At 61.3% G+C, this 20,041-nt stretch carries 11 protein-coding genes and 1 pseudogene; 4 read left to right on the top strand and 8 right to left on the bottom strand.

Translation table 11 applies throughout. The features are described 5' to 3' along the window. Positions 1 to 3: 3 nt before the first annotated feature. Positions 4 to 3,234, top strand: a complete 3,231-nt coding sequence (locus tag M2432_RS15795) for an RND family transporter (RefSeq protein ID WP_280827768.1) — start codon at positions 4 to 6, stop codon at positions 3,232 to 3,234. Here the strand turns inward: M2432_RS15795 and M2432_RS15790 are convergent. The 4 genes and pseudogenes from M2432_RS15790 to M2432_RS15775 form a co-directional block, all read right to left on the bottom strand. Continuing rightward, entirely contained in the window at positions 3,151 to 3,819 is a 669-nt protein-coding gene (locus M2432_RS15790; RefSeq protein WP_280827767.1) for a response regulator transcription factor, read from the bottom strand. The genes M2432_RS15795 and M2432_RS15790 overlap by 84 nt on opposite strands. After that, the gene (locus tag M2432_RS15785; RefSeq protein ID WP_280827766.1) at positions 3,804 to 5,081 is read right to left on the bottom strand and encodes a hypothetical protein; all 1,278 of its coding nucleotides are present in this window, start codon (positions 5,079 to 5,081) and stop codon (positions 3,804 to 3,806) included. The genes M2432_RS15790 and M2432_RS15785 overlap by 16 nt, the downstream gene beginning before the upstream one ends. Continuing rightward, positions 5,078 to 7,309, bottom strand: a complete 2,232-nt coding sequence (locus M2432_RS15780) for an ATP-binding protein (protein WP_280827765.1) — start codon at positions 7,307 to 7,309, stop codon at positions 5,078 to 5,080. The genes M2432_RS15785 and M2432_RS15780 overlap by 4 nt, the downstream gene beginning before the upstream one ends. A 279-nt stretch (positions 7,310 to 7,588) precedes the next feature. Continuing rightward, positions 7,589 to 7,817, bottom strand: a pseudogene (locus tag M2432_RS15775) (tyrosine-type recombinase/integrase); the annotation flags it as partial. Between the two features lie 284 nt (positions 7,818 to 8,101). Between M2432_RS15775 and M2432_RS15770 the strand changes: the two are divergent. Continuing rightward, on the top strand, positions 8,102 to 8,356 hold the full coding sequence (locus M2432_RS15770) for a hypothetical protein (protein ID WP_280827764.1): 255 nt from the start codon (positions 8,102 to 8,104) through the stop codon (positions 8,354 to 8,356). 258 nt (positions 8,357 to 8,614) lie between these two features. Here the strand turns inward: M2432_RS15770 and M2432_RS15765 are convergent, their stop codons facing one another. The 4 genes from M2432_RS15765 to M2432_RS15750 all read right to left on the bottom strand — a co-directional run bounded on the left by M2432_RS15765 (position 8,615) and on the right by M2432_RS15750 (position 15,824). Continuing rightward, positions 8,615 to 8,941: a hemophore-related protein gene (locus M2432_RS15765; protein WP_280827763.1), complete on the bottom strand. Its 327-nt coding sequence runs from the start codon at positions 8,939 to 8,941 to the stop codon at positions 8,615 to 8,617. Positions 8,942 to 9,542: 601 nt separating this feature from the next. After that, the gene (locus M2432_RS15760) at positions 9,543 to 12,485 is read right to left on the bottom strand and encodes an MMPL family transporter (protein ID WP_280827762.1); all 2,943 of its coding nucleotides are present in this window, start codon (positions 12,483 to 12,485) and stop codon (positions 9,543 to 9,545) included. Positions 12,486 to 12,495: 10 nt separating this feature from the next. Then, positions 12,496 to 15,360, bottom strand: a complete 2,865-nt coding sequence (locus M2432_RS15755; RefSeq protein ID WP_280827761.1) for an RND family transporter — start codon at positions 15,358 to 15,360, stop codon at positions 12,496 to 12,498. Continuing rightward, complete coding sequence (locus tag M2432_RS15750) at positions 15,357 to 15,824, bottom strand: MmpS family protein (protein WP_280827760.1); 468 nt, start codon at positions 15,822 to 15,824, stop codon at positions 15,357 to 15,359. The genes M2432_RS15755 and M2432_RS15750 overlap by 4 nt, the downstream gene beginning before the upstream one ends. 1,494 nt (positions 15,825 to 17,318) lie before the next feature. Here M2432_RS15750 and M2432_RS15745 point away from each other — a divergent pair. Both M2432_RS15745 and M2432_RS15740 read left to right on the top strand, forming a co-directional pair. After that, positions 17,319 to 17,558 carry an MbtH family protein gene (locus M2432_RS15745; RefSeq protein WP_280827759.1) on the top strand — a complete coding sequence of 80 codons (240 nt, stop codon included), beginning with the start codon at positions 17,319 to 17,321 and terminating at the stop codon, positions 17,556 to 17,558. Positions 17,559 to 17,588: 30 nt separating this feature from the next. Next, positions 17,589 to 20,041: amino acid adenylation domain-containing protein (locus tag M2432_RS15740; RefSeq protein ID WP_280827758.1), on the top strand; the 2,453-nt coding region annotated here is incomplete at its 3' end.

The following is a 20,041-nucleotide window of genomic DNA, read 5'->3' as shown; positions in this document are numbered from 1 at the left end:
TTCATGATGTCGACAGAATCCGCCGATCCCAAGACCTCGACACGCATCGATGCGTTTTCGGTGCTGAGCCGCTTCGTGGTGCGGGCGCCATGGCTAATGATCGCGGCCTGGATAGCCGTGGTCGGCGTGCTGACCGTGGCCTTCCCACCGTTGACGAAGGTGGTCGAAGGCCAGACACTACAGCCGTTGCCGCCCAAAGCCATGGCGGCGGCCGAGCAGATGGCCAAGGATTTCGGTGAATCCGCCCAGAACATCGTGATTGTCGTGCTCACCGACGAGCGGGGTCTGCAACCCGCCGATGAGGATGTCTACCGCAAGCTCGCCACCACGTTGCGCGGGGAAACCAACGACGTAACCGGCGTGCAGGACGTCGCTGCCACACCTGCACTGCGTTCAGTGCTGGTCAGCCCTGACAACAAGGCCTTTTACCTGGCGGTGAACCTCAGGGCGCCTGCCGGCTCCCCGCAGTCCTCGCAGGCCTACCAACGGATCGTGGAAATCGCCAAACAAGCCACCGCGAGCTCCGCCCTAACCGCGGGTGTGACCGGCCAGGCTGCCATTGTCGGCGACGCGTCGATCGTCAGCGCCCGCGACATGCACGTGATCGAGATTGCCACCGCATTGTTGGTGCTGATCATCTTGCTCCTGATTTACCGCCGTCCCATGACCGTGCTGCTGCCATTGATCACCATCGGAATTTCGGTGATGGCGGCCCAGGGGGCGGTGTCGGCGCTGACGCAGCTCGGACTCCGGGTGTCCGCGCTGACGATCGTGTTGATGACGGCCATGATCGTAGGCGCCGGAACCGATTACGCCGTCTTCTTGATCAGCCGTTACCACGAGTACATTCGGTTCGGCATGGACTCCGACCTGGCTGTGCAGGAGGCATTGAGATCCATCGGCAAGGTCATCGCGGCGTCGGCGGCCACGGTCGCCGTCGCCTTCTGCGGCATGGTCTTCACCCGACTACCCGCGTTCACGAGTGTGGGCCCGGCGCTTGCGGTTTCGATCGTGATCGCGTTGCTTGCCGCCATTACGCTTTTGCCCGCCATCCTCGTGCTCGCCGGTCGGCGCGGATGGGTGACGCCACGGCCGCCGCTGACCGGCCGGCTGTGGCAGCGGTCGGCCGTTCAGATTGTTCGCCGACCCAAAGCGCATCTGCTGGTTAGCCTGTCGGTGTTGATCGCGCTGGCCGGCTGCGCGGCCTTTCTGCAGCCCACCTTCAACGACCGCCTGCAATTACCGCAATCGGCGGAGAGCAATCTCGGCTTTTCGGCGATGGAACGCCACTTTTCGACGAGTACTCTGCTGCCACAATACATCTACGTCCACTCGCCCCACGACCTGAGGACATCGCGGGCCCTCGCCGACCTGGATCAAATGGCGCAACGCGTATCTCAGCTGCCCAATATCGCTGCGGTGCGCGGCATCACGCGACCCACCGGCCAGCCGCTCGATCAAACCAAGCTCAGCTTTCAAGCCGGAGCGGTCGGCTCCAAGCTCCAAGACGCCTCGACACAGATCAGCGACAGAACCAACGACCTCGACGCGCTGACCAATGGCGCGGACCAACTGGCAACAAGTCTCGCCCAGGTTCGCGACCAAATCCGTAGCGCCAGCGGGCCGATGACCCAACTCACCACAACGCTGAACCAGGTGCAGCAACAGCTCGCCGCGGGGGCGAACCTCCTGGACAACGTACGCGGGCTCGCGAATGGGTCCGTTTCGACACTCGACAACAGTGTCGCTGACGCGGCGGGTGCGATGCTGGACACGTTGAACAACGATCCGCTTTGCAACGCGGACCCGGCGTGCCGCTCCCACATCGCTCAGCTCGTCCAGGCGCGAAACAACCGTACATTGGCCTCGCAGCCGACGGTACAGAGCCTGCAGGCGGCAGTGCAGAATCTGACCGCGCTATTGACAACTGCAGCCAGCAATCTGCGGGCAGCGGCTCCCAATACTGCAGGCGTGCGGCAGCAGATTGCGCGCATACAGACAGTTGCCGACCAGCTGGCCGACGGCAGCCGACGGCTGGCTGAGGGCGTACGGACGCTCGTCAACCAGACCAAGCAGATGGGCCTGGGAATGAACCACGCGGCCGACTTGCTGCTGTCGATGAAACGCGACGCCACACAACAATCTATGGCGGGCATGTACATACCGCCCCAAGTGCTCAGCTCCGACGACTTCAAGAACGCCGCGAAGATGTTCATCTCGCCCGACGGCCATTCGGTGCGCTACGTCGTTGAAACGAAATTCGACCCGTTCAGCACGGCCGCTATGAACCAGGTGACATCGATTTTGGATACGGCGCGCGGCGCGCAGCCGAACACCTCCCTCTCGGATGCGTCGATTTCGGTGCTCGGCACCACCGCTACGTACAGCGCCATGCGTAGCTATTTCCACGACGATGTTCGACTGATTGTCGTCCTGACACTTCTCGTTGTCTTCCTCATCCTCGTCGTCCTGCTCCGAGCGATCGTGGCGCCCCTGTATCTCATTGCCTCCGTGGTGATCTCGTATCTGTCGGCAGTGGGCCTGGGAGTTGTTTTCTTCCAGTTCGTGCTCGGACAGCCGATCTATTGGAACGTGCAGGCGATGGCATTCATCGTGCTGGTCGCCGTCGGGGCGGACTACAACCTGCTGTTGATTACGCGAATTCGTGAAGAGTCAGGTTCCGGCATCCGCTCCGGCATCATCCGTGCGGTCCGTTCGACGGGCGGCGTTATCACCTCGGCCGGCATCATCTTCGCCGCCTCGATGTTCGGCCTGCTGTTCGGCAGTCTCTCGACCATGACGCAAATCGGGTTCATCGTCGGTATGGGCCTTTTGATCGACACCTTCGTGGTGCGCACCGTCACGGTGCCGGCCATGGCGGCATTGGTCGGGAGGGCGAACTGGTGGCCCTCCAAGGCCACCCACGCCACCGACGCCACCGACCCAACTGACCGCGCTGACACCAAAGTGGCGCCGTGCGCCGCCGAAATTTCGGTCCAGCCTGTGCCCAAAGACATTCAGGGCGACTTCTCTCATCGGTTGGCCACCAACAACATCCGTCGTTCGGCGGCTCGCCGGCGGCGGACACTCGCTCCGCACGGTAAACGAGTTCGTCGCCGGTCGGTCGCAGGCACGAGACATCTGGTCAGGTCAGCTGCGTCCCCCCGCGAGGTACATCAGGGTGGCACGAACGCGCGGGTGGAGCTCTTGGTCTCCGCTCAAATTCAGCTTTGAGAATATGGAGTTAATATGCTTCTCCACCGCGTGCTGGCTGAGTACCAATTGCTGTGCGACCGCGGCGTTCGTTCGCCCTTCGGCGATCAACGCGAGGACTTGGCGTTCCCGGGGACTGAGTCGCTCCATCCGTTCGTCATCGTCCAATGCCCTGGCTTGAACCAGTGACTGTACGACTTTGGGATCGATCGCCGATCCGCCACCCGCGACTGCCGTGATCGCCACGAGCAGGTCATCGAGGTCGGCAAGATGTTCCTTGAGGAGATAGCCGCGGCCTTCAGTACCCTGATCGAGTAGCACCCGAACGTAACTCGGCTCGACGTACTGGCTGAGCAGCACCACCCCGATTGTGGAGTGTTCAGCGCGGCAATGTCGGGCGATCTGGATTCCCTCGTCCTTCCGGTTCGGTGGCATCCGAATGTCGGTGAGTACGACGTCTGGATGATGGTCGTCAATTGCCCCGAGTGTCTCGCCGAGGTCACCGCAGGTGGCGACGACCTCTACCTGGTCGCTGGACTCGAGCACGCGTCGGACACCCTCGCGAACCAAGAAGCTGTCTTCGGCCAAAACTACTCGGATCGCCATCGCTCACCTGCCCTGCCAACCGATGAAGCTCCGGTACCGGTCAACGCCAGTGGGATAGTCGCGGCGATGGCGGACTGCGGGGAGCCGGTGGGGACTTCGAGCAGCGAACCGTCGAATGCCTCAACGCGGTCCCGGATTGCGAGCACCTCGGCCGCGCTGATCTCCGTTTGGCAGCTCGCGCTGACGCGGAAACTCACAGTGCCGGAATCGATGCGCACCGTCGCCGAAAGCCGGTCGGCGCCCCGGTCAGCGAGCGCGCCCAGCACGGTCACCACACAGAAATAAACACACGCTTCCAGTTCAGGCCGGTCCCGCAACAGCTGATCTACGCCGCCGACCTGGATGGCGGCAGGGACCCCCATGCTGACCGGCCAGGAGGCCAGCGACACCGCAAGGCCGGACTCGCTCAGCGTGGGCGGATAGATGCCTCGCGAGAGAACCCGCAGCCGATCGAGTGCCGTCCCCAATTCGGTCTCTGCCGAGCAGAGTTCGAGCCAAGACTTAGTGCCCGCGCCCGCACGCACTCTGGCCAACGCATCCGAGGCATTCGCCATATGTCGGATCACTCGATCAGCCAGCTCGCGCTGCAGCCGCTGCCGCTCGTCGCGACGTGCATCCAAAAGGCGTTGGCGTGAATGCTCCAACTCCAGTGTGAGTCGCTCGAGATCGGCCGCCCGCTGTCTCAGCTCGTACGTTAGCCGCACCGTGGACAGCGCCAGCCCTGCCGGACCAGCCAACTCCTCCAGCAGTCTTCGGTCGAAGGCCGATTGTTCGGCGCGGTCCATCGCGACCTCGATCTCACCAAGCACGTCACCGCCGTGCCGGACCCCGATCGTGAGAGAGTCCGTACGGGGTCTGACCGGCGACGGCCACACCTGTGACCATTCCTCACCACCGGGCAGCCGGACCCGCACCTCGGCGCGGTCGCTGTGCGCCGTGCGTCCGGCGGCTTCAGCCAGCCGGGGCACCACCTCACCCACCGGCAGCGTGTCCGACATCCGGGCGAGTAGTTCACGCATCAGCTTTTGACTGTCCGCACGCTCGCCGAAACTGAGCCGATCGGCCAAGGTCGTGATCGGACGATTAGTGATAGACAGCAGGCCTGCGACCAGAACAGTGGCTGTCACCACCACCCACAACGGCCACCGAGCCGGGCTCGCCACCAGGTGTCGCCACGCCAACGCCAGCAACGAATACCCGACCACAGCAACTACAAGTCGGCAGCCGATGATGATCCGGGCGCGCTTGAAATTGGATCTCATCGTGCACCGACCCGTTCACCAGTCGTGGACGGCACCGCGCGCACCCCGGGGCACGGCACCGTCCCGAAGATCTGCGCACCCCTGCCCGGCGCTGACTCCACGACGAGCGAGCCGCCCAGTACGGCGACCCGTTCCACCAGTTTGGCCAGGCCACCGACAGAATCGAGTGCACCGGTTTGACTGAACCCGATGCCGTCGTCGCTGATTGCGAAACGCAGTTCTCCTTCGCCACTTTGGATGTCGATACGAACGTTGCTTGCGCGGGCATGCTTGGCGGTGTTTTGCAAGGCTTCGACGCAACAGAAGTACACAGCCGCCGCAACCTGCAAATCCAGCTCGGGTGGCACATCCATTTGAGCTCGCACGTCTAGGCCGGATCGGCGGGACAGCTCGGCCGCACCGTTCACGGCATCCGCAAGGCCGGCTCTGGCGACAACCGCGGGTACCGACGTGCCGCAGAGATCGAGCAATGTGCTCCGTGCTGTTTCCAGGACCTGCGATAGTTCTTCGAGATCTGTGATCACCTCGGCTTGGTCGAGTCGGGACGTTCGCACCATCCGAAGCCCGACCGTGGTTGCGACCAGTGCCTGTTGCGCGCCATCATGCAAATCCTGTTCGAGGCGTTTTCGTTCGGCGTCCTGCGCTGCCACAACTCTATGTCGCGAATCGGTCAGCTCCTGAGCTTGCGCTGTAAGGTTCTGAACCTGCCGGGCCAGTTGCACCGTCAGCAGCGCGTTGTTCACGAGCACGCGGGCGTGCGCGGCGACCTCGGCCAACAGGGATTCGTCTGACGCGGTAAGGGAAATATCGTTGGCGACCCAGACCGCAAGTACGCCTAGGAGCTGGTGCTGGTACTCCACCGGCCAGACCTTGCCGGCACCCAGTGCTGCCTGCAGGGCATTCGCATTCGGCAGGTACGGCCCGGCTCGGCGCGCCCCTTCCTCATCGGTGCTCGCGGCACAAACGAGATCACCGCCGTCCAACAGCCATAGGTCAGCTCGCTGTGCGCGGGTCGCCCGGACAGTCACCTCGACCAGCTGGTCCAATTCGGCGGTCGGCGAAAGATGTTCGAGGCCGTTGATCAACGTTCGTATCGCCTCGCTCGGGTTGAGGTCCTGGCCGAACACGACTCGATTCGACCAACGTCTGGCTCGAGTGCGTATCGGTTCGATCGCAACGGCCATTACAGAGAGCACCAGCACCGAGAACCACAGAGCGCCACCGGCACCCCAGCCACCGAAAGCTACTGCCACGACGTACGCCGCGCTGACCACAGCCGCGATCGCGCCGTATACCAACACCCGGCTCAGCACTCGGTCGATGCCCCACAGCCGATGTCGGACGACGCCGGCGAACAGCACAACGGGAACGATGGCGAAGACGGCCGGGAACAGATCTTGCAGGTTGACGGCCAGCCGTCCCGCAGCCTCGCCCGCTGATCCGCCGACCCATCGAACGGCTCGCGCTGCCAACCAAGTCACCGCCACGCCGAGAGCGGGCAGCAACGCGGCGGTCAGCAGGCGCGCGGCTCGGCGGGGAACGACACCGGCTGCGGGATCGGCCAGCCGGAGGGCCTGGGCGCCGATTCCTACGACCGGAATCAGGATGCCGAAGAAGATCACGAAAAACTGCGGATGGGCCAGAAAACTGCTCCGCCAGCAGACCATTGTGGTCACGAGGGTGACCGCTACGGCGGCCACCCGCTGGCCGCGTGCCGACATTTGTACGCGCGACGGCGCGGTTCCGTCCGGAAACAGTAGGACTGCCCAGAGGTAGCTCACGCCAGAGACGATGTGGAAGGTGAAGTGGGTGATCGCGATCGGCCACGGGCCGCCGGTAATGTAAAAGGCTCTGTGACTGGGCTGGTTAAAGGTAGCGGCGGTGCCCAGCAATGCGAAGGCCAGCAGCCGCGGCACCGGTTCGTCCGCCCGCCGAACGGCCAGCATCAATCCAAGACCGAAGTTCAGTGCGCTGAAGCCGTATTGAACTAGCACCCCGGCGGTCGACATTGACATCGTCGACATCGACATATCCGCGGACATGATCCGATCAGCCGCAATACCAAGCGCACCGCCCTGCTTGGCAACTGATTCAAGAACATGGCGGCCGGACGGGAGAATCGCTGACAGTGTTGGTAGCAGACCGAGCGTCAGCCAGATCAGAAGGCCGGTAGCGTACAGCGTAAACATCACCCCGAACGAGGTACGTTTCCAACGTCCGGCTGCCATTCGTACTGTCCTTCGGTGCGGTCACACACGCAACGGCCCCCGGAGACTGGGGGTCACGTGATGACCCTGATCACACCTTATTGTGCCCGATGTTCGACGGGCACCAGCACTGTTACGCCGCGTAACACGTCGGCGCATATCCCCAGGACAGCCAGAGCGCGCGTAACAACGCTCAGATCCACAAAAGTGCATTTCACAGACTATTTCCGCAGGAAAGTGCGGGGTTCGAATCCCCTTAGCTCCACCACGCTGACCAGCGCTTTCGGCCCTCCGGGCGGCTTATTCAGGCGAGGCGGGCCGCAGTGGGGCCGCAGCAGAACGGATCGCCGCATCCAGGTTGGCCGCCACATCATCGAGGTCTTCATCGAACAGGTCGGCGTATACGTGCGGCGTCATGCTGGCCTTGGCGTGGCCCAGCATCCGTTGCACCGCTTTGACATTCGCGCCCGCTCACCGCCAGGCTCGCGGCGGTGTGCCGCAAGTCGTGCGGCGTGATCGACGGGAAGCCCTCGTCGGCCTTCTGGCACTTCTTGGCGGCGACAGGGCACTCGTCGGGGTCGGTTACCGCACAGTGGACGAGGCGATTGCGGGAGGCGGCGGCGGGGCTCGCAGGCGCAAGGGTATCCACGCCTGTCATGTCACGAGTCCCGCCGTCGCCGCCGCACCTGAGGGGAATGCGCAAGCGCGAATCGGCGAGATGAACCAATTTCCGATTTTTTCATTTTCTTTCGGCTAACTCTGGCAAAGTAGCCGCACGCTCGGGCACCAGGCCAGGACGGGAAGGTTCGCCACATGGCAAGTCAACAACACAAAGAACCAGCACGGATCACCATTCACTACGGCTTCGCGCTGCTGGCCATCCTGTCGCTGCTGGGCACCACGATCCCGGGGTACGCGATGATATCCGCCGCCGGGGGCATCGCTGGTGCCATGGCCATCGGAGTTCGTACTGGCCACCTCCGCATCGGATGGTTCCTGTGGGGCGGCATGTGGACCACGATCTGGGCCGCGTTCGCCATCAATCACACGCTGAAGAGCACACGCTGAAGAGCCTGCAGCTCGTAGTTGGACTGCCGTCACGTTCGCGTTGGCGCTGACTCGCCGGCTTCCGTGACCGCTAGGGCGAAACGGCCAAGACGGAGATCGCACGACGTGCTGAAGCGCGACACCAGGGCATCCTGCAGACGCTCGCAGCGATCAAGAACGTAGCCGAAGCTGGCTGATCAGCCGCGCGGGACGGCGCGCAACGAGCAGAACTGATGGACGGTCGGCTCAACCCCAACCCAGTTATCGTGATCCTGAGGCTCAGAAATTGTTGCAGCTACCTGCGACCTGATTGATCAGCCCCGCCCATGGCTGAAATCCCGGTAACCCTTGTGCCTGCTCCATCATCGCCCGGCGCCCGTCTGGTGGCGATGCGACGAGTTGCTGCAGCCACGACGTCACCAACGGGCTGGTGGACACCTGTTTCGCGGCGGCTGGGTTCTGCGCGTTCATTGCCGCTATCACCTGTGGATAAGTGCACGTCGAATTGGCGATTGAATTGACGTCCGGTTCGGCGGCAGCGATTCCACTGCCTGTGAACAGCGCGAGCGTGAGCCCACTGCAGCCAACGATCAGTCGGTTCGTCATCGGCATTCTCGTCTACTTTCCGACACATCGCCTGATTGGCAGCAGCGGTCATCTTGTCGTTGCACGTCAACCGTAGCATCGTTCTGAGCGACGGACCTTTCCCGAGCTTCCGTCCACAAGCCCACCGATCCCGACGTCGATAAGAGCGACGGTTGGCACGTCAGCCGCGCGGATACGTCGTGGCGGCGGTTTGACGGATCGCTAATTCCACGAAGCGGGTCTGCTTGGACCCCGAGGCGTCCACCCGAAGATCGCGCCGGCGTAGACGTCGATGACGAACGCGACGTAGACCCACACCCCAGACGCCAGCACCAGGTCCGACGCTAGAGGTCCTGGCACCGCTGGACCACGTTGGCCGTGCTCGCCCATGCATTCCTGTCCGTCGCCTGCGCATCGAACGCGACACCCGCCCCGGCAGGGCTGATCACGTTGACCGTCAACGAGTTTCGGCGACGCTTCGACGCCCTGCAGCTGACAAACCACTACACCATCGCAACGCTGCCGGCCTTGTCACGATGGCGACGAAGACACCAATTACCGCGTCCGACTGTCGCCTCCTGGCGGCGTGAATATCGATGACCCTCGATCTACGGCTGCAGTGCTAGACGGACGGCCTCGGGAGCTCGGTTGTGCCTGCGTCGTCGTCGCGGTACTCGTCCCCTAGCGGCAGGGACCGTACCAGCGGACGGGGCCCTGACGGCTGAAGGAGGGCACTGGCGGGGCGGGGGCGGACTCGTTGTGGCCACCAGAACCAACGTCCGAGCAGCGCGGCGATGGACGGCGTCATGAACGCACGCACGACCAACGTGTCGAACAACAGGCCCAGGCCGATGGTGGTACCGATCTGACCGATGATGCGCAAATCGCTGACCACCATCGAGGCCATAGTGATCGCGAACACCAACCCTGCCGTCGTGACGACCTTGCCGGTACCGCCCATCGCGCGGATGATGCCCGTGTTTATCCCGGCGCCTATTTCCTCTTTCATTCGCGATACCAGCAGCAAGTTGTAATCAGACCCGACCGCCAAAAGGATGATCACAGAGAACGCAAGTACCATCCAATGCAAATTGATACCCAAGATATATTGCCAGACCAGTACCGACAGCCCAAACGATGCGCCCAACGAAAGTGCCACTGTACCAACGATAACCAGGGCAGCAATAAAACCTCGCGTCATGATGAGCATGATGATGAAAATAAGGGAGAGCGCAGCGATTCCCGCGATCAAGAGATCGTATTTGGATCCGTCTTGCCAGTCCTTCGCGGTCGACGCGGTGCCACCAACATAGATCTTGGCGTTCACTAGAGGTGTCCCCTTGAGCGCCTCCTCGCCCGCCGTCTTTATCTGGTCGATACGCGCTATGCCCTCGGGCGTCGCGGGATCGCCGTTATGCGAGATGATGAATCGTGCCGCTTTCCCATCCGGGGACAGGAAGAACTTCATCGCGCGCTGGAAGTCCGGGTTCTTGAAAACCTCTGGCGGCAGGTAGAAGGAATCGTCGTTTTTGGCGGCGTCGAAAGCCTGCCCCATGGCGGTGGCGTAATGGCTCGTCTCGTCCATCTGGGCGAAGGTGCCAGACATGGTGTTATGCATGGTCAGCATCATGGTCCGCATGGTCTGCGTGAAGGCGATCATCTGCGGGAACTGGGCAACCAACTGCGGAAAGATCACATCCAACCGATCCATGGTTTTGCCGAGAGCCTGCAGAATATCGCTGACGTTGTCGGTATCGTCCAGCCCGTCAAATAAGGCTCTGTACGCCCAGCAGACGGGAATATCGGCGCACTGCGGCTCCCAGTAGAGGTAATTGCGGAGGGGCCGCCAGAAGTCATCGAAATCGGCAATCTGATCTCTTACCTCTTCCACGCTCGCCTGCAGGTCATGCGTTTGGACGACGGTGCGATGAGTCGTGTCCCTCATCTTTTGCATCACTTCGTACATGTGCTGCATTACGCCGGTCATTGTTGTCATATCGTCGGCCATCTTGAGCATGTCATTCATGCGTTCTTTCTGGAACTGCATTGTTTGTGTCTGGCCAGCGCTTTGCAAGCTGAGCATAAACGGTATCGAAGTGCGGTCAATCGGTGTTCCCTCAGGCCGAGTTATTCCCTGCACCCTAGAAATTCCTCGCACCCGGAAAACTGCCTTTGCTAGTTTATTCAGTACCAGAAAGTCTGCCGGATTGCGCATATCGTGATCGGCCTCGATCATCAGAATGTCCGGCATCATTCGCGCCTGGGAGAAGTGACGTTCAGCGGCCGCATACCCTAAATTGGCTGGAATGTCCTTGGGTATGTAGAGCCGGTCATTGTAGCTCGTTTTGTACCCCGGCAGTGTCAGAAGACCGACGAGTGCGATCGCGCAAGCGGCAGCAAGAATGGGCGCGGGCCAGCGGACGACCGCGGTGCCGATCCCGCGCCATCTTTTAACTCGCAACTGACGTTTGGGCTCCAATAGTCCAAATCGGCTGGCCACGACAATCCCTGCAGGAACCAACGTCACCGCGACTGCCACTGCAGCGAGCATGCCGACTGCGCACGAGATGCCCATGGTCTGGAAGTAGGGGAGACGGGTAAAGCTCAGGCAGAAGATTGCCCCGGCGATCGTGAGGCCGGACGCCAATACAACGCGAGCGACCCCGCGAAACGTAGTGAAGTAGGCCGATTCCGGATCCTCGCCGGCCTGACGAGCCTCTTGATATCGACCGAAGAAGAATATCCCGTAATCGGTTCCGGCCGCGATGCTGAGGAAAACCAGCATGTTGATGCCGAACGTCGAGAGTACGAGAAGATCGTTGTGGCCCAGAAACGCAACGGTTCCCCGGGCCGCTGCCAATTCGACGCCAACCATGGCCAACAGCAGGATTACCGTGGCGATCGAACGGTACACGAAGAGCAGCATCATGACGATGATCGCAACGGTTACTACAGTCATCTTCAGAATGGAATTGTTGCCACTGTGTTGCATATCCGAAGTGAGCGGCGCCTGGCCGGTGACATAGGCTTTGACCCCGGGCGGCGGCGACATCCGGTCCACGATATTCCGGACCGCGGCCACTGATTGGTCCCCAAAGGTCGTGCCTTGGTTGCCGGCCAAATTCAGTTGCACATATGCAGCCTTGCCGTCGGGGCTTTGTACGCTCGACGCCGTGAGTCGATCCCCCCACAAGTCCTGCACGTGCTCCACATGCTTCGGATCGTTTCTTAACTCACGAACCAGCCCGGCGTAATAGTGGTGAGCATCGTCCCCGAGCGGCTGCTGCCCTTCCAGGATGATCATCGCGGAGCTATCCGAATCGGCTTCCTTGAAGACCTTGCCCATGTGGGTCAGGGCTTGCGCCGACGGCGCATCGTTGGGCATCAGCGATACGGAATGCTGTTGCCCGACCCGCTCCAGCGATGGAATTGTCGCTGCCCAGTTCCAGCCGACGGATGCGAGGTTGGCGATCACGATGAACCCCAGCCAAGCCAGGATGATGAGTAGCGAAAATCTGCGAATTGTCCGCGCCATGAGGGGCGGCCGGGGGGGTTCGGTACTCATGCAGCCTTCGCTAGTCCCTCATCAACAAGGCCCGTACCAGCGGACGGGGTCCACCGGCGGGGCGGGTGCGCACTCGCTGCGGCCACCAGAACCAGCGACCTAACAGCGCGGCGATCGAAGGCGTCATGAACGCGCGCACCACCAACGTGTCGAACAACACACCGAGGCCGATGGTGGTACCCACCTGACTGAGACTGAGCAGGTCGCTGACCGCCATGGATCCCATGGTGAACGCGAACACCAGACCAGCAGCCGTCACGACTCTCCCGGTACCGCCCATTGCCCGGATGATGCCCGTGTTTATTCCGGCGCCTATTTCCTCTTTCATCCGGGATACCAACAACAGATTGTAGTCAGACCCGACCGCCAAAAGGAGGATGACGGTCATCGCCAATACTACCCAGTGTATTTGTATGCCGAGAAGATACTGCCAGACGAGCACGGACAGGCCGAAGGACGCGCCAAGCGAAAGTGTCACCGTACCCACGATAAACAGCGCGGCGACAAAGCTTCGCGTCATGATGACCATGATGATGAAAATAAGACAGAGCGCAGCGACTCCGGCGATCAACAGATCGTATTTGGATCCGTCCACCAAGTCTTTCGTCGTCGCTGCGGTGCCGGCGAGGTAGATCTTGGCGCTTTCTAGCGGAGTTCCCTTAAGCGCCTCCTCGGCCGCGGTCTTTATCGGGTCGACCCGCGCGATGCCCTCGGGGGTCGCGGGATCGCCCCTTTGCGAAATCAGCATACGCGCGGCTTTCCCGTCCGGTGACAGGAAGATTTTCATGATGCGCTGAAAATCCGCGTTGTTGAGCGCCTCCGGCGGTAGGTAGAAGGAATCGTCGTTTTTGGCGGCGTCGAAATCCCTCCCCATGGCGCTGGGGTCCGCGATTGAGTCGTTCATCTGGGCGAAGGTGCCGGACATGGTGTTGTGCATAGTTAGGATAAAGGTCCGCGTGTTCTGCATCGTCGCGATCATCGTTGGGAACTGGATGAGCAGCTGCGGCATGAGCGTATCCAATTGATCGAGGTCTTGGACGAGCTTCGCCGTACTGTCGTCGATCTTGTCGATAGTGTCCAGCCCGTCAAATATGGATCTGAACGACCAGCAGACGGGAATATCGAAGCAGTGCGGCTCCCAGTAGAGGTAATTTTTTAGTGGGCGCCAGAAATCTTCGAAATCCGAAATGTGATCCCTCAACTCAAACGTGACCTCCTGCAGGTCATGAGTTTGCCTGACCATTCGATGGGTGGTGTCGACCATCTGTTGCGTCGTGACGTACATACGCTGCATTAGATTGATCATTTTCGTCATATCGTCAGCCTGCTTGAGCATGTCGTTCATGCGGTCAAACTGAAACGGCAGATACAGTTTTTGCGAGGCGTTTTGCATACTGATCATAAACGGTAGGGAAGTATGTGCGATCGGTGTTCCCTCGGGCCGAGTTATAGCCTGTACATCGGCAATGCCTGGAACAGCGAAGACGGCCTTTGCTAGTTTGTTCAAGACAAGAAAATCTGCCGAATTGCGCATATCATGATCTGCTTCGATTAACAGGATATCGGGCGTCGTCGCTCGCGACTGGGGGAAATGTCGTCCAGCGACTGCCAGTCCCTCAGTGGCGGGGAGACCTTGGGGCATGAACTTCTGGTCGTTGTAGCTGGGTCGGTATCCCGGCAGCGTCAATAGGCCGATAAGCGCGATTGCCAATGTCGCGGCAAGAATGGGCGCGGGCCATCGAACCGTCGCCGTGCCCACCCGCCGCCACCTACGAGTTTTGATCGGTCGCTTGGACTCGAACAAACCGAAACGGCTGCCGGTGGCCAGAACTGCCGGAATTAGCGTGAGGGCCACTGCCACCGCGACCAATATGCCCACCGCGCCAGGGAGGCCCAGTGGCTGGAAATAAGGCAGACGGGTAAAGCTGAGGCAGAAGATTGCCCCGGCGATCGTCAGACCGGACGCGAATACAACCTTAGCGACACCGCTGTAGGTCGTGAAGAATGCCGTTTCCCGATCCTCGCCGGCTTGACGTGCCTCTTGATACCGACCCCAGAAGAATATCCCGTAGTCCGTTCCAGCCGCGATCCCGACGGATACCAATAGATTAACGACGTATGTGGTAAGGCCAACAATCTCGTGCATGCCGAGGAACGCGACGATTCCTCGGGCCACCTGCAATTGAATGCCGACCATCACCAACAAAACAACAGCGCTGAAAACCGATCGGAAGACGAGGAGCAACATGACGAAGATCACGATCATGCTCACCGCTAAGATGAGAGAGACCGTTCTGTTGCCGCTAGCGCCGAAATCCGCGGCGATTGCCGCCGGACCGGTGACATACGCCTTGACCCCCGGTGGCGGTGGCGTACGCTTCACGACGTCCTGGACTGCTCTAACCGATGCGATCCCCAAAGCGTCGCCGGACTGACCAAGGATGTTCACTTGAACATACGCGGCCTTGCCATCGGCGCTTTGCGCGGCGCCCGCCGTGAGTGGATCCCCCCAAAAATCATGGACTTGTTGCACATGCGCGGGATCGTCTTTCAGCTGACGAATCACACCATCATAGTATTTGTGAGCAGCGTCGCCCAAGGGTTGCTCACCCTCTAGGAAGATCACCGCCACATTGTCGGAATTGGCTTCCTTGAAATCGTGGCTCACCCGCTGCATCGCGTGGACCGATGGCGCATCCAGCGGACTCAGCGAAAGTGAATGCTCTGCCTCCACCTGCTCGAGCGATGGAACGCGGTAAGTCAGAATGACGGCGATCGCCAACCACGCCAAGATGATTAGCGCCGAAAATCGATGGATCGTCCGCGCCATAAATGGTCGCGCGGTGAGCTCTTCGCCTTCTTGTTTGTTGCTCATGCGGCCTTCAGCAGGCAGGAAGTAAAGGCGTTCACCTCGTTAGAAATTTTCTCGGCTTTGACCTCATCGTCCACGATGATGCGGCAGCCGATGCTGTCACTATCGCCCTGCGCCACGACACTTCCCATCGCCGACGTCACGGTGATCGCGAATTGCAAAGACCATGGCAGGCTTGCTCCCTGAATATGCTGCGGTGCAGCATTGACGTCGAAATAGCTGATGGTGGCCACGGTCCCTGGTGGTCCGAAGACCTCGTACGTCAGGTGTCTGGGGTTGAAAGGTTGGGTGTCGTTGATTTTGGTGTCGGCATAAGAGGGGCGTTTCTCAGAGCCGAAGATGCCGTGTAGCCGCGACACGGTGAATCCTCCAGCACCGATCACCACCAGTACGAGTAGCGGAATCCACAGCCGCTTCAGGATTCCGAAAATCGTTAATCGTCGCCATGTATCGACACGCGGCGCCATGTCAGCCGTTCGACCATGCAACTACACGTCGGCCGCGGCACGCTAGACGGCCGCCCTCGGATCCGGTGAGTTCGGCCCGTCGGGCCGTGCGACGGTCACCGCAAGCTCGGGGCGGCCTAGGGGTAGCGGAACCCGATTTTGCTGAGTAGACCATGCCGGTGGCCTCCGTATCGGCTCGTGCCCAATGTCATATGAGATCGCAATGCTACCCGAGTGAGATCGCAATGCTACCCGAGTCGGTCAACTCTCCGAATCCGTTCAGCGAAACCGGATCTGACGACCGAGCGCCGTTCTACGACATTCTGGCGGCACGGCCGAACGTGGCCTCCAGGCCATGCGTCGCCTGACCGCACCGTTGTTTCGGTGCGACGGGTCCTGAACCCTATGTAATGACACGGGATTTGTGGTTTCGCCGCTTCGGGGTGGGTAGCTGGTGTCGGGTTCCTCTTGTAGGTGGGGGCGCTCATTGGCGACACTGGTACCGACCGCACGCGTCGACTCGATGGCCCCGAGCTCTGTACGTAGCATCGCCAAATTGTTTGACGTGTAATGGGATTCGTGGTCGCTTTGGAATATCGCGTCCGCGACGAGTTCGGTGCGCGTGTGCTCGGCAATCGCGCACCCCGCTGGCCGCCGCGAGTAGCAATGAATCACCTTGGCCGGATACAGGTTGGCGCCCGTGGCCGGCGGCAGGGTAGCTGGTGTCACCGACGTACTTCGTGTCCGGCGTGGACGGAAAGTCGCGTCGGAGCAGGTCGGCCACCTGTGCACCCGGTGCTGATTCACCCAATCCTCCTCGGGCACGCCATCAGTGAACTCTGCGGTGATTCGCGGCGCACCGTAGGTGCTGTCCCCGGTGTGCGACTGCGGGTTAAGCTCGGCGAGGGCGTCGTCAGGGGCGTTCCTGGCGACTCTGAGCTCGGCGCCGTTGTCCCACGCATGAATTTACGAATGCGCAAATTGGACGACCTCGCCTAGGGCGTGTCTCCCATATCAGTTCGCGTTTTGAGGCAATGCTGTCGAGGTGACGACGGTTTCGCGGTTCCGGTTCTGCAATGACGCTCAGTGGGAGTTGATTTCGGGGCTGCTGCCCTGCAAAGAAGGGCGTCGCGGGCATCCGTTCGGTGATGACCGTCCCCGCAACTCCCAGTTCTGGGCCGGCAACCGGGCAAGCTCTTGCTCGGGAGCTTCGGACGCCGCGTCAGGCCAAGCGTATGGGCGGGTTACGGTGCTGGATCGGCACCTCGACGGCTTTGGACCACGCCGCCAGAGTCGTGTCACTGCAACCCAACTCGGCCGCGATCGCAGTGATCGTCGCTCCCTCGGTGTATCGGTAGAGCGCGGCCGCGTCCCGCTTCCCTCGGACTCAGCGTCCAAGACGCTGGGGCGAGGCCAGGGTTATCTGCAGGTTTGGTGAAACGCCGGACCGACCCGGCAAATGCCAGTATCGTTGGGAATGTTTCCACTCATGCCGACTAGATGATTGGAGAACCGTTGAGCATCAATCCGTTCGACGATGACAGTAGCAGCTTTCTTGTCTTGGTGAATGACGAGGAGCAACACAGCCTGTGGCCGACGTTTGCCGATATTCCCGCCGGTTGGCGGGTTGCCTACGGCGAAGCGGACCGCGCTGCGTGTCTGGACTACATAGAGCAGAATTGGACCGATATACGCCCGAAGAGTCTGCGCGAGAGGCTGCACGGGAGGGTTGACACGGCTGCACAGGAGGGTTGACACGTAAGCCTGCTGGAGAGGGGGAGTCGGATGGAGACTGTCAACCAGGAACTTCCGCTGACGCGCGGACAGCTAGACATATGGCTTGCGCAGGAAACAGGTCACTCTGATACGGAGTGGCAGCTTGGCCTCTTCGTGAGAATCGAAGGTAGGGTACAACGTGACGCCCTTGAGTGGGCGATCCGCCGAGCGCTGCAAGAGGCAGAACCAGTCAGAGCCACTTTCTTTGAGCTGGATGGCCAGGTTTTCCAAAGGGCGATTGATTACCCGGATGTCGAGCTGGCCTCTTATGACCTGAGCGGCTCGCGCCATCCCGTGCAGGAAGCCCGTGGGATAGCTTTATCGATCCAACGCACGCCGATGTCGCTGACCGGTCCGCTGTTTAAATTTGCGTTATTTCGAACACGGCTGGATGAATTTTACTTATTCGGGTGCTGCCATCACATAGTAATAGACGGAACAGGCATCGCGTTGGTTGGCCATCGGATTGTGACTGTCTACTCTGCGATTGTTTCTGGCGCGCCCATTCCTCCTGCTGTCTTCGGCTCGTTGCAGGACTTGGTTGACTGCGAGTTGGAATACGAAGCGTCGACCGATTATCTGAAAGATCAAACATACTGGAGCCGCAACATTCCATCGCAAGGCGGCCCGCAATATCGGTTGCCCCAAGCCGCGAGCGAGCGGGATCCGGATTGGCCGTCTGGTCCGGTGCAATTGGACCCTGTGGTCCTTCGCCGAGTTGACGAGTTATCCCAAGTGTGGAACGTGCCTCGATCATCGATTGTCACAGCGGCGTGCGCACTGTTGGTGCGTGGATGGTCCGCTGAGGATTCATCAGATGTGGTGCTCGACTTCCCGGTCAGCCGGCGAGTAGGTCCGGAGTCAAAAACCCTTCCCGGGATGATTGCTGGGGTTGTGCCGTTGGTGTTGAGGGTTTCACCGGGATCTTCGGTGGCCGGGTTTTGTGAGCATGTTGACACCCGAATACGAGAAGCGCTGCAGCATCAGCGGTTTCCGGTGCGTGCCCTTGAGAATAAAGCCCACCCTCGCGGCGCAGGGCAGCCAGCCGACCGGGTGAACGTTAATTTCCTCCCGTCTACGTTTACTGTGAATTTCGGTGGTGTCGCGGCATCCGCGTCATTGACCAATGCTGGCCTCGGGAGCGGCTTTGGGTTGATTTTTTCTGGCGTCGGTGACCAGCTCTTTCTCAGCACGGCGGGCGCTGGGCAGCCATTATCGAATTTTGACGTCTCTGATTTGGCCGCGCGGTTGCGGCGGGTGTTGGTGGCGCTGACGGGTGATCCGGGGCGGTTGTTGTCGTCGGTGGATGTGTTGGATGTCGGTGAGCACGCCCGGCTGGATGAGCTCGGTAACCGGGCGGTGTTGTCCGAGCCGGTGAGCACGTCGGTGTCGATTCCGGTGCTGTTCGCCGAACATGTGCAGTGCTCCCCTGAGGGGGTGGCGCTGAGCTTCGGCGGCCGCTCGATGACGTATCACGAGCTCGATGAGGCGTCGAATCGGTTGGCGCACTTGCTAACTGGGTATGGTGCGGGCCCCGGTGAGCGTGTGGCGGTGTTGTTCTCTCGGTGCGCTGAGGCGATCGTGGCGATTTTGGCGGTGCTCAAAACCGGGGCGGCGTATGTGCCGATCGACCCAACTGCCCCGGCGGCCCGGATCGGGTTCATGGTCGATGATGCCGCGCCGATCGCTGCGGTGACCACTGCGGAGCTGCGGTCGCGGTTGGATGGGTGCGACCTGACCGTCATCGATGTCAATGACTCGGCTGTAGCCGCCCAGCCCAGCACGGCATTGCCGGCGACGGCCCCCGATGAGGTCGCATACGTCATCTACACCTCGGGCACGACGGGGGTGCCCAAGGGGGTGGCCGTCAGCCACCACAACGTGACCCAACTGCTGGCAACACTGGATGCCCGCCTGCCGTCCGCGGGAGTGTGGCCGCTGTGTCATACCTTGGCTTTCGACGTCTCGGCGTGGGAGATTTTCGGTGCCCTATTGCGCGGAGGACGGGTGGTGGTGGTGCCCGAGTCGGTGGCGGGCTCGCCGGAGGATTTCCACGCATTGCTGGTCGCTGAACAGATCAGCGTGCTCACTCAGACCCCGTCTGCGGTGGCGGCGCTCTCGCCTGAAGGTTTGGGTGCGGTGGCGTTGGTGGTGGCCGGTGAGGCCTGCCCGGCCGAGGTGGTGGATCGGTGGGCGCCGGGGCGGACGATGATCAACGCCTACGGCCCGACCGAGACGACGATGTGTGTGGCGATCAGTGCGCCGCTGGTGGCGGGGTCGGGGGTGGTGCCGATCGGTGCGCCGGTGCCGGGTGCGGCGTTGTTCGTGCTGGATAGGTGGTTGCGGCCGGTGCCGGCGGGGGTGGTTGGTGAGCTGTATGTGGCCGGGCGCGGGGTGGGCGTCGGCTATATCGGCCGGGCCGGGTTGACCGGGTCGCGTTTTGTGGCGTGTCCGTTCGGGGG

Origin of the sequence: Mycobacterium sp. OTB74, from assembly GCF_029892685.1 — a bacterium.
Classification (GTDB): domain Bacteria; phylum Actinomycetota; class Actinomycetes; order Mycobacteriales; family Mycobacteriaceae; genus Mycobacterium.
Note: the sequence above shows the minus strand (reverse complement) of the source record. Positions and strands in the feature narration are given on the sequence as shown.

Excerpts from the sequence above, each read along its gene's own strand:
- M2432_RS15765 (WP_280827763.1), bottom strand. The coding sequence starts at position 8,941 with ATGACGAACCGACTGATCGTTGGCTGCAGTGGGCTCACGCTCGCGCTG.
- M2432_RS15795 (WP_280827768.1), top strand. The coding sequence starts at position 4 with ATGATGTCGACAGAATCCGCCGATCCCAAGACCTCGACACGCATCGAT.
- M2432_RS15750 (WP_280827760.1), bottom strand. The coding sequence starts at position 15,824 with ATGGCGCCGCGTGTCGATACATGGCGACGATTAACGATTTTCGGAATC.
- M2432_RS15785 (WP_280827766.1), bottom strand. The coding sequence starts at position 5,081 with ATGAGATCCAATTTCAAGCGCGCCCGGATCATCATCGGCTGCCGACTT.
- M2432_RS15770 (WP_280827764.1), top strand. The coding sequence starts at position 8,102 with ATGGCAAGTCAACAACACAAAGAACCAGCACGGATCACCATTCACTAC.
- M2432_RS15755 (WP_280827761.1), bottom strand. The coding sequence starts at position 15,360 with ATGAGCAACAAACAAGAAGGCGAAGAGCTCACCGCGCGACCATTTATG.
- M2432_RS15780 (WP_280827765.1), bottom strand. The coding sequence starts at position 7,309 with ATGGCAGCCGGACGTTGGAAACGTACCTCGTTCGGGGTGATGTTTACG.
- M2432_RS15760 (WP_280827762.1), bottom strand. The coding sequence starts at position 12,485 with ATGAGTACCGAACCCCCCCGGCCGCCCCTCATGGCGCGGACAATTCGC.
- M2432_RS15790 (WP_280827767.1), bottom strand. The coding sequence starts at position 3,819 with ATGGCGATCCGAGTAGTTTTGGCCGAAGACAGCTTCTTGGTTCGCGAG.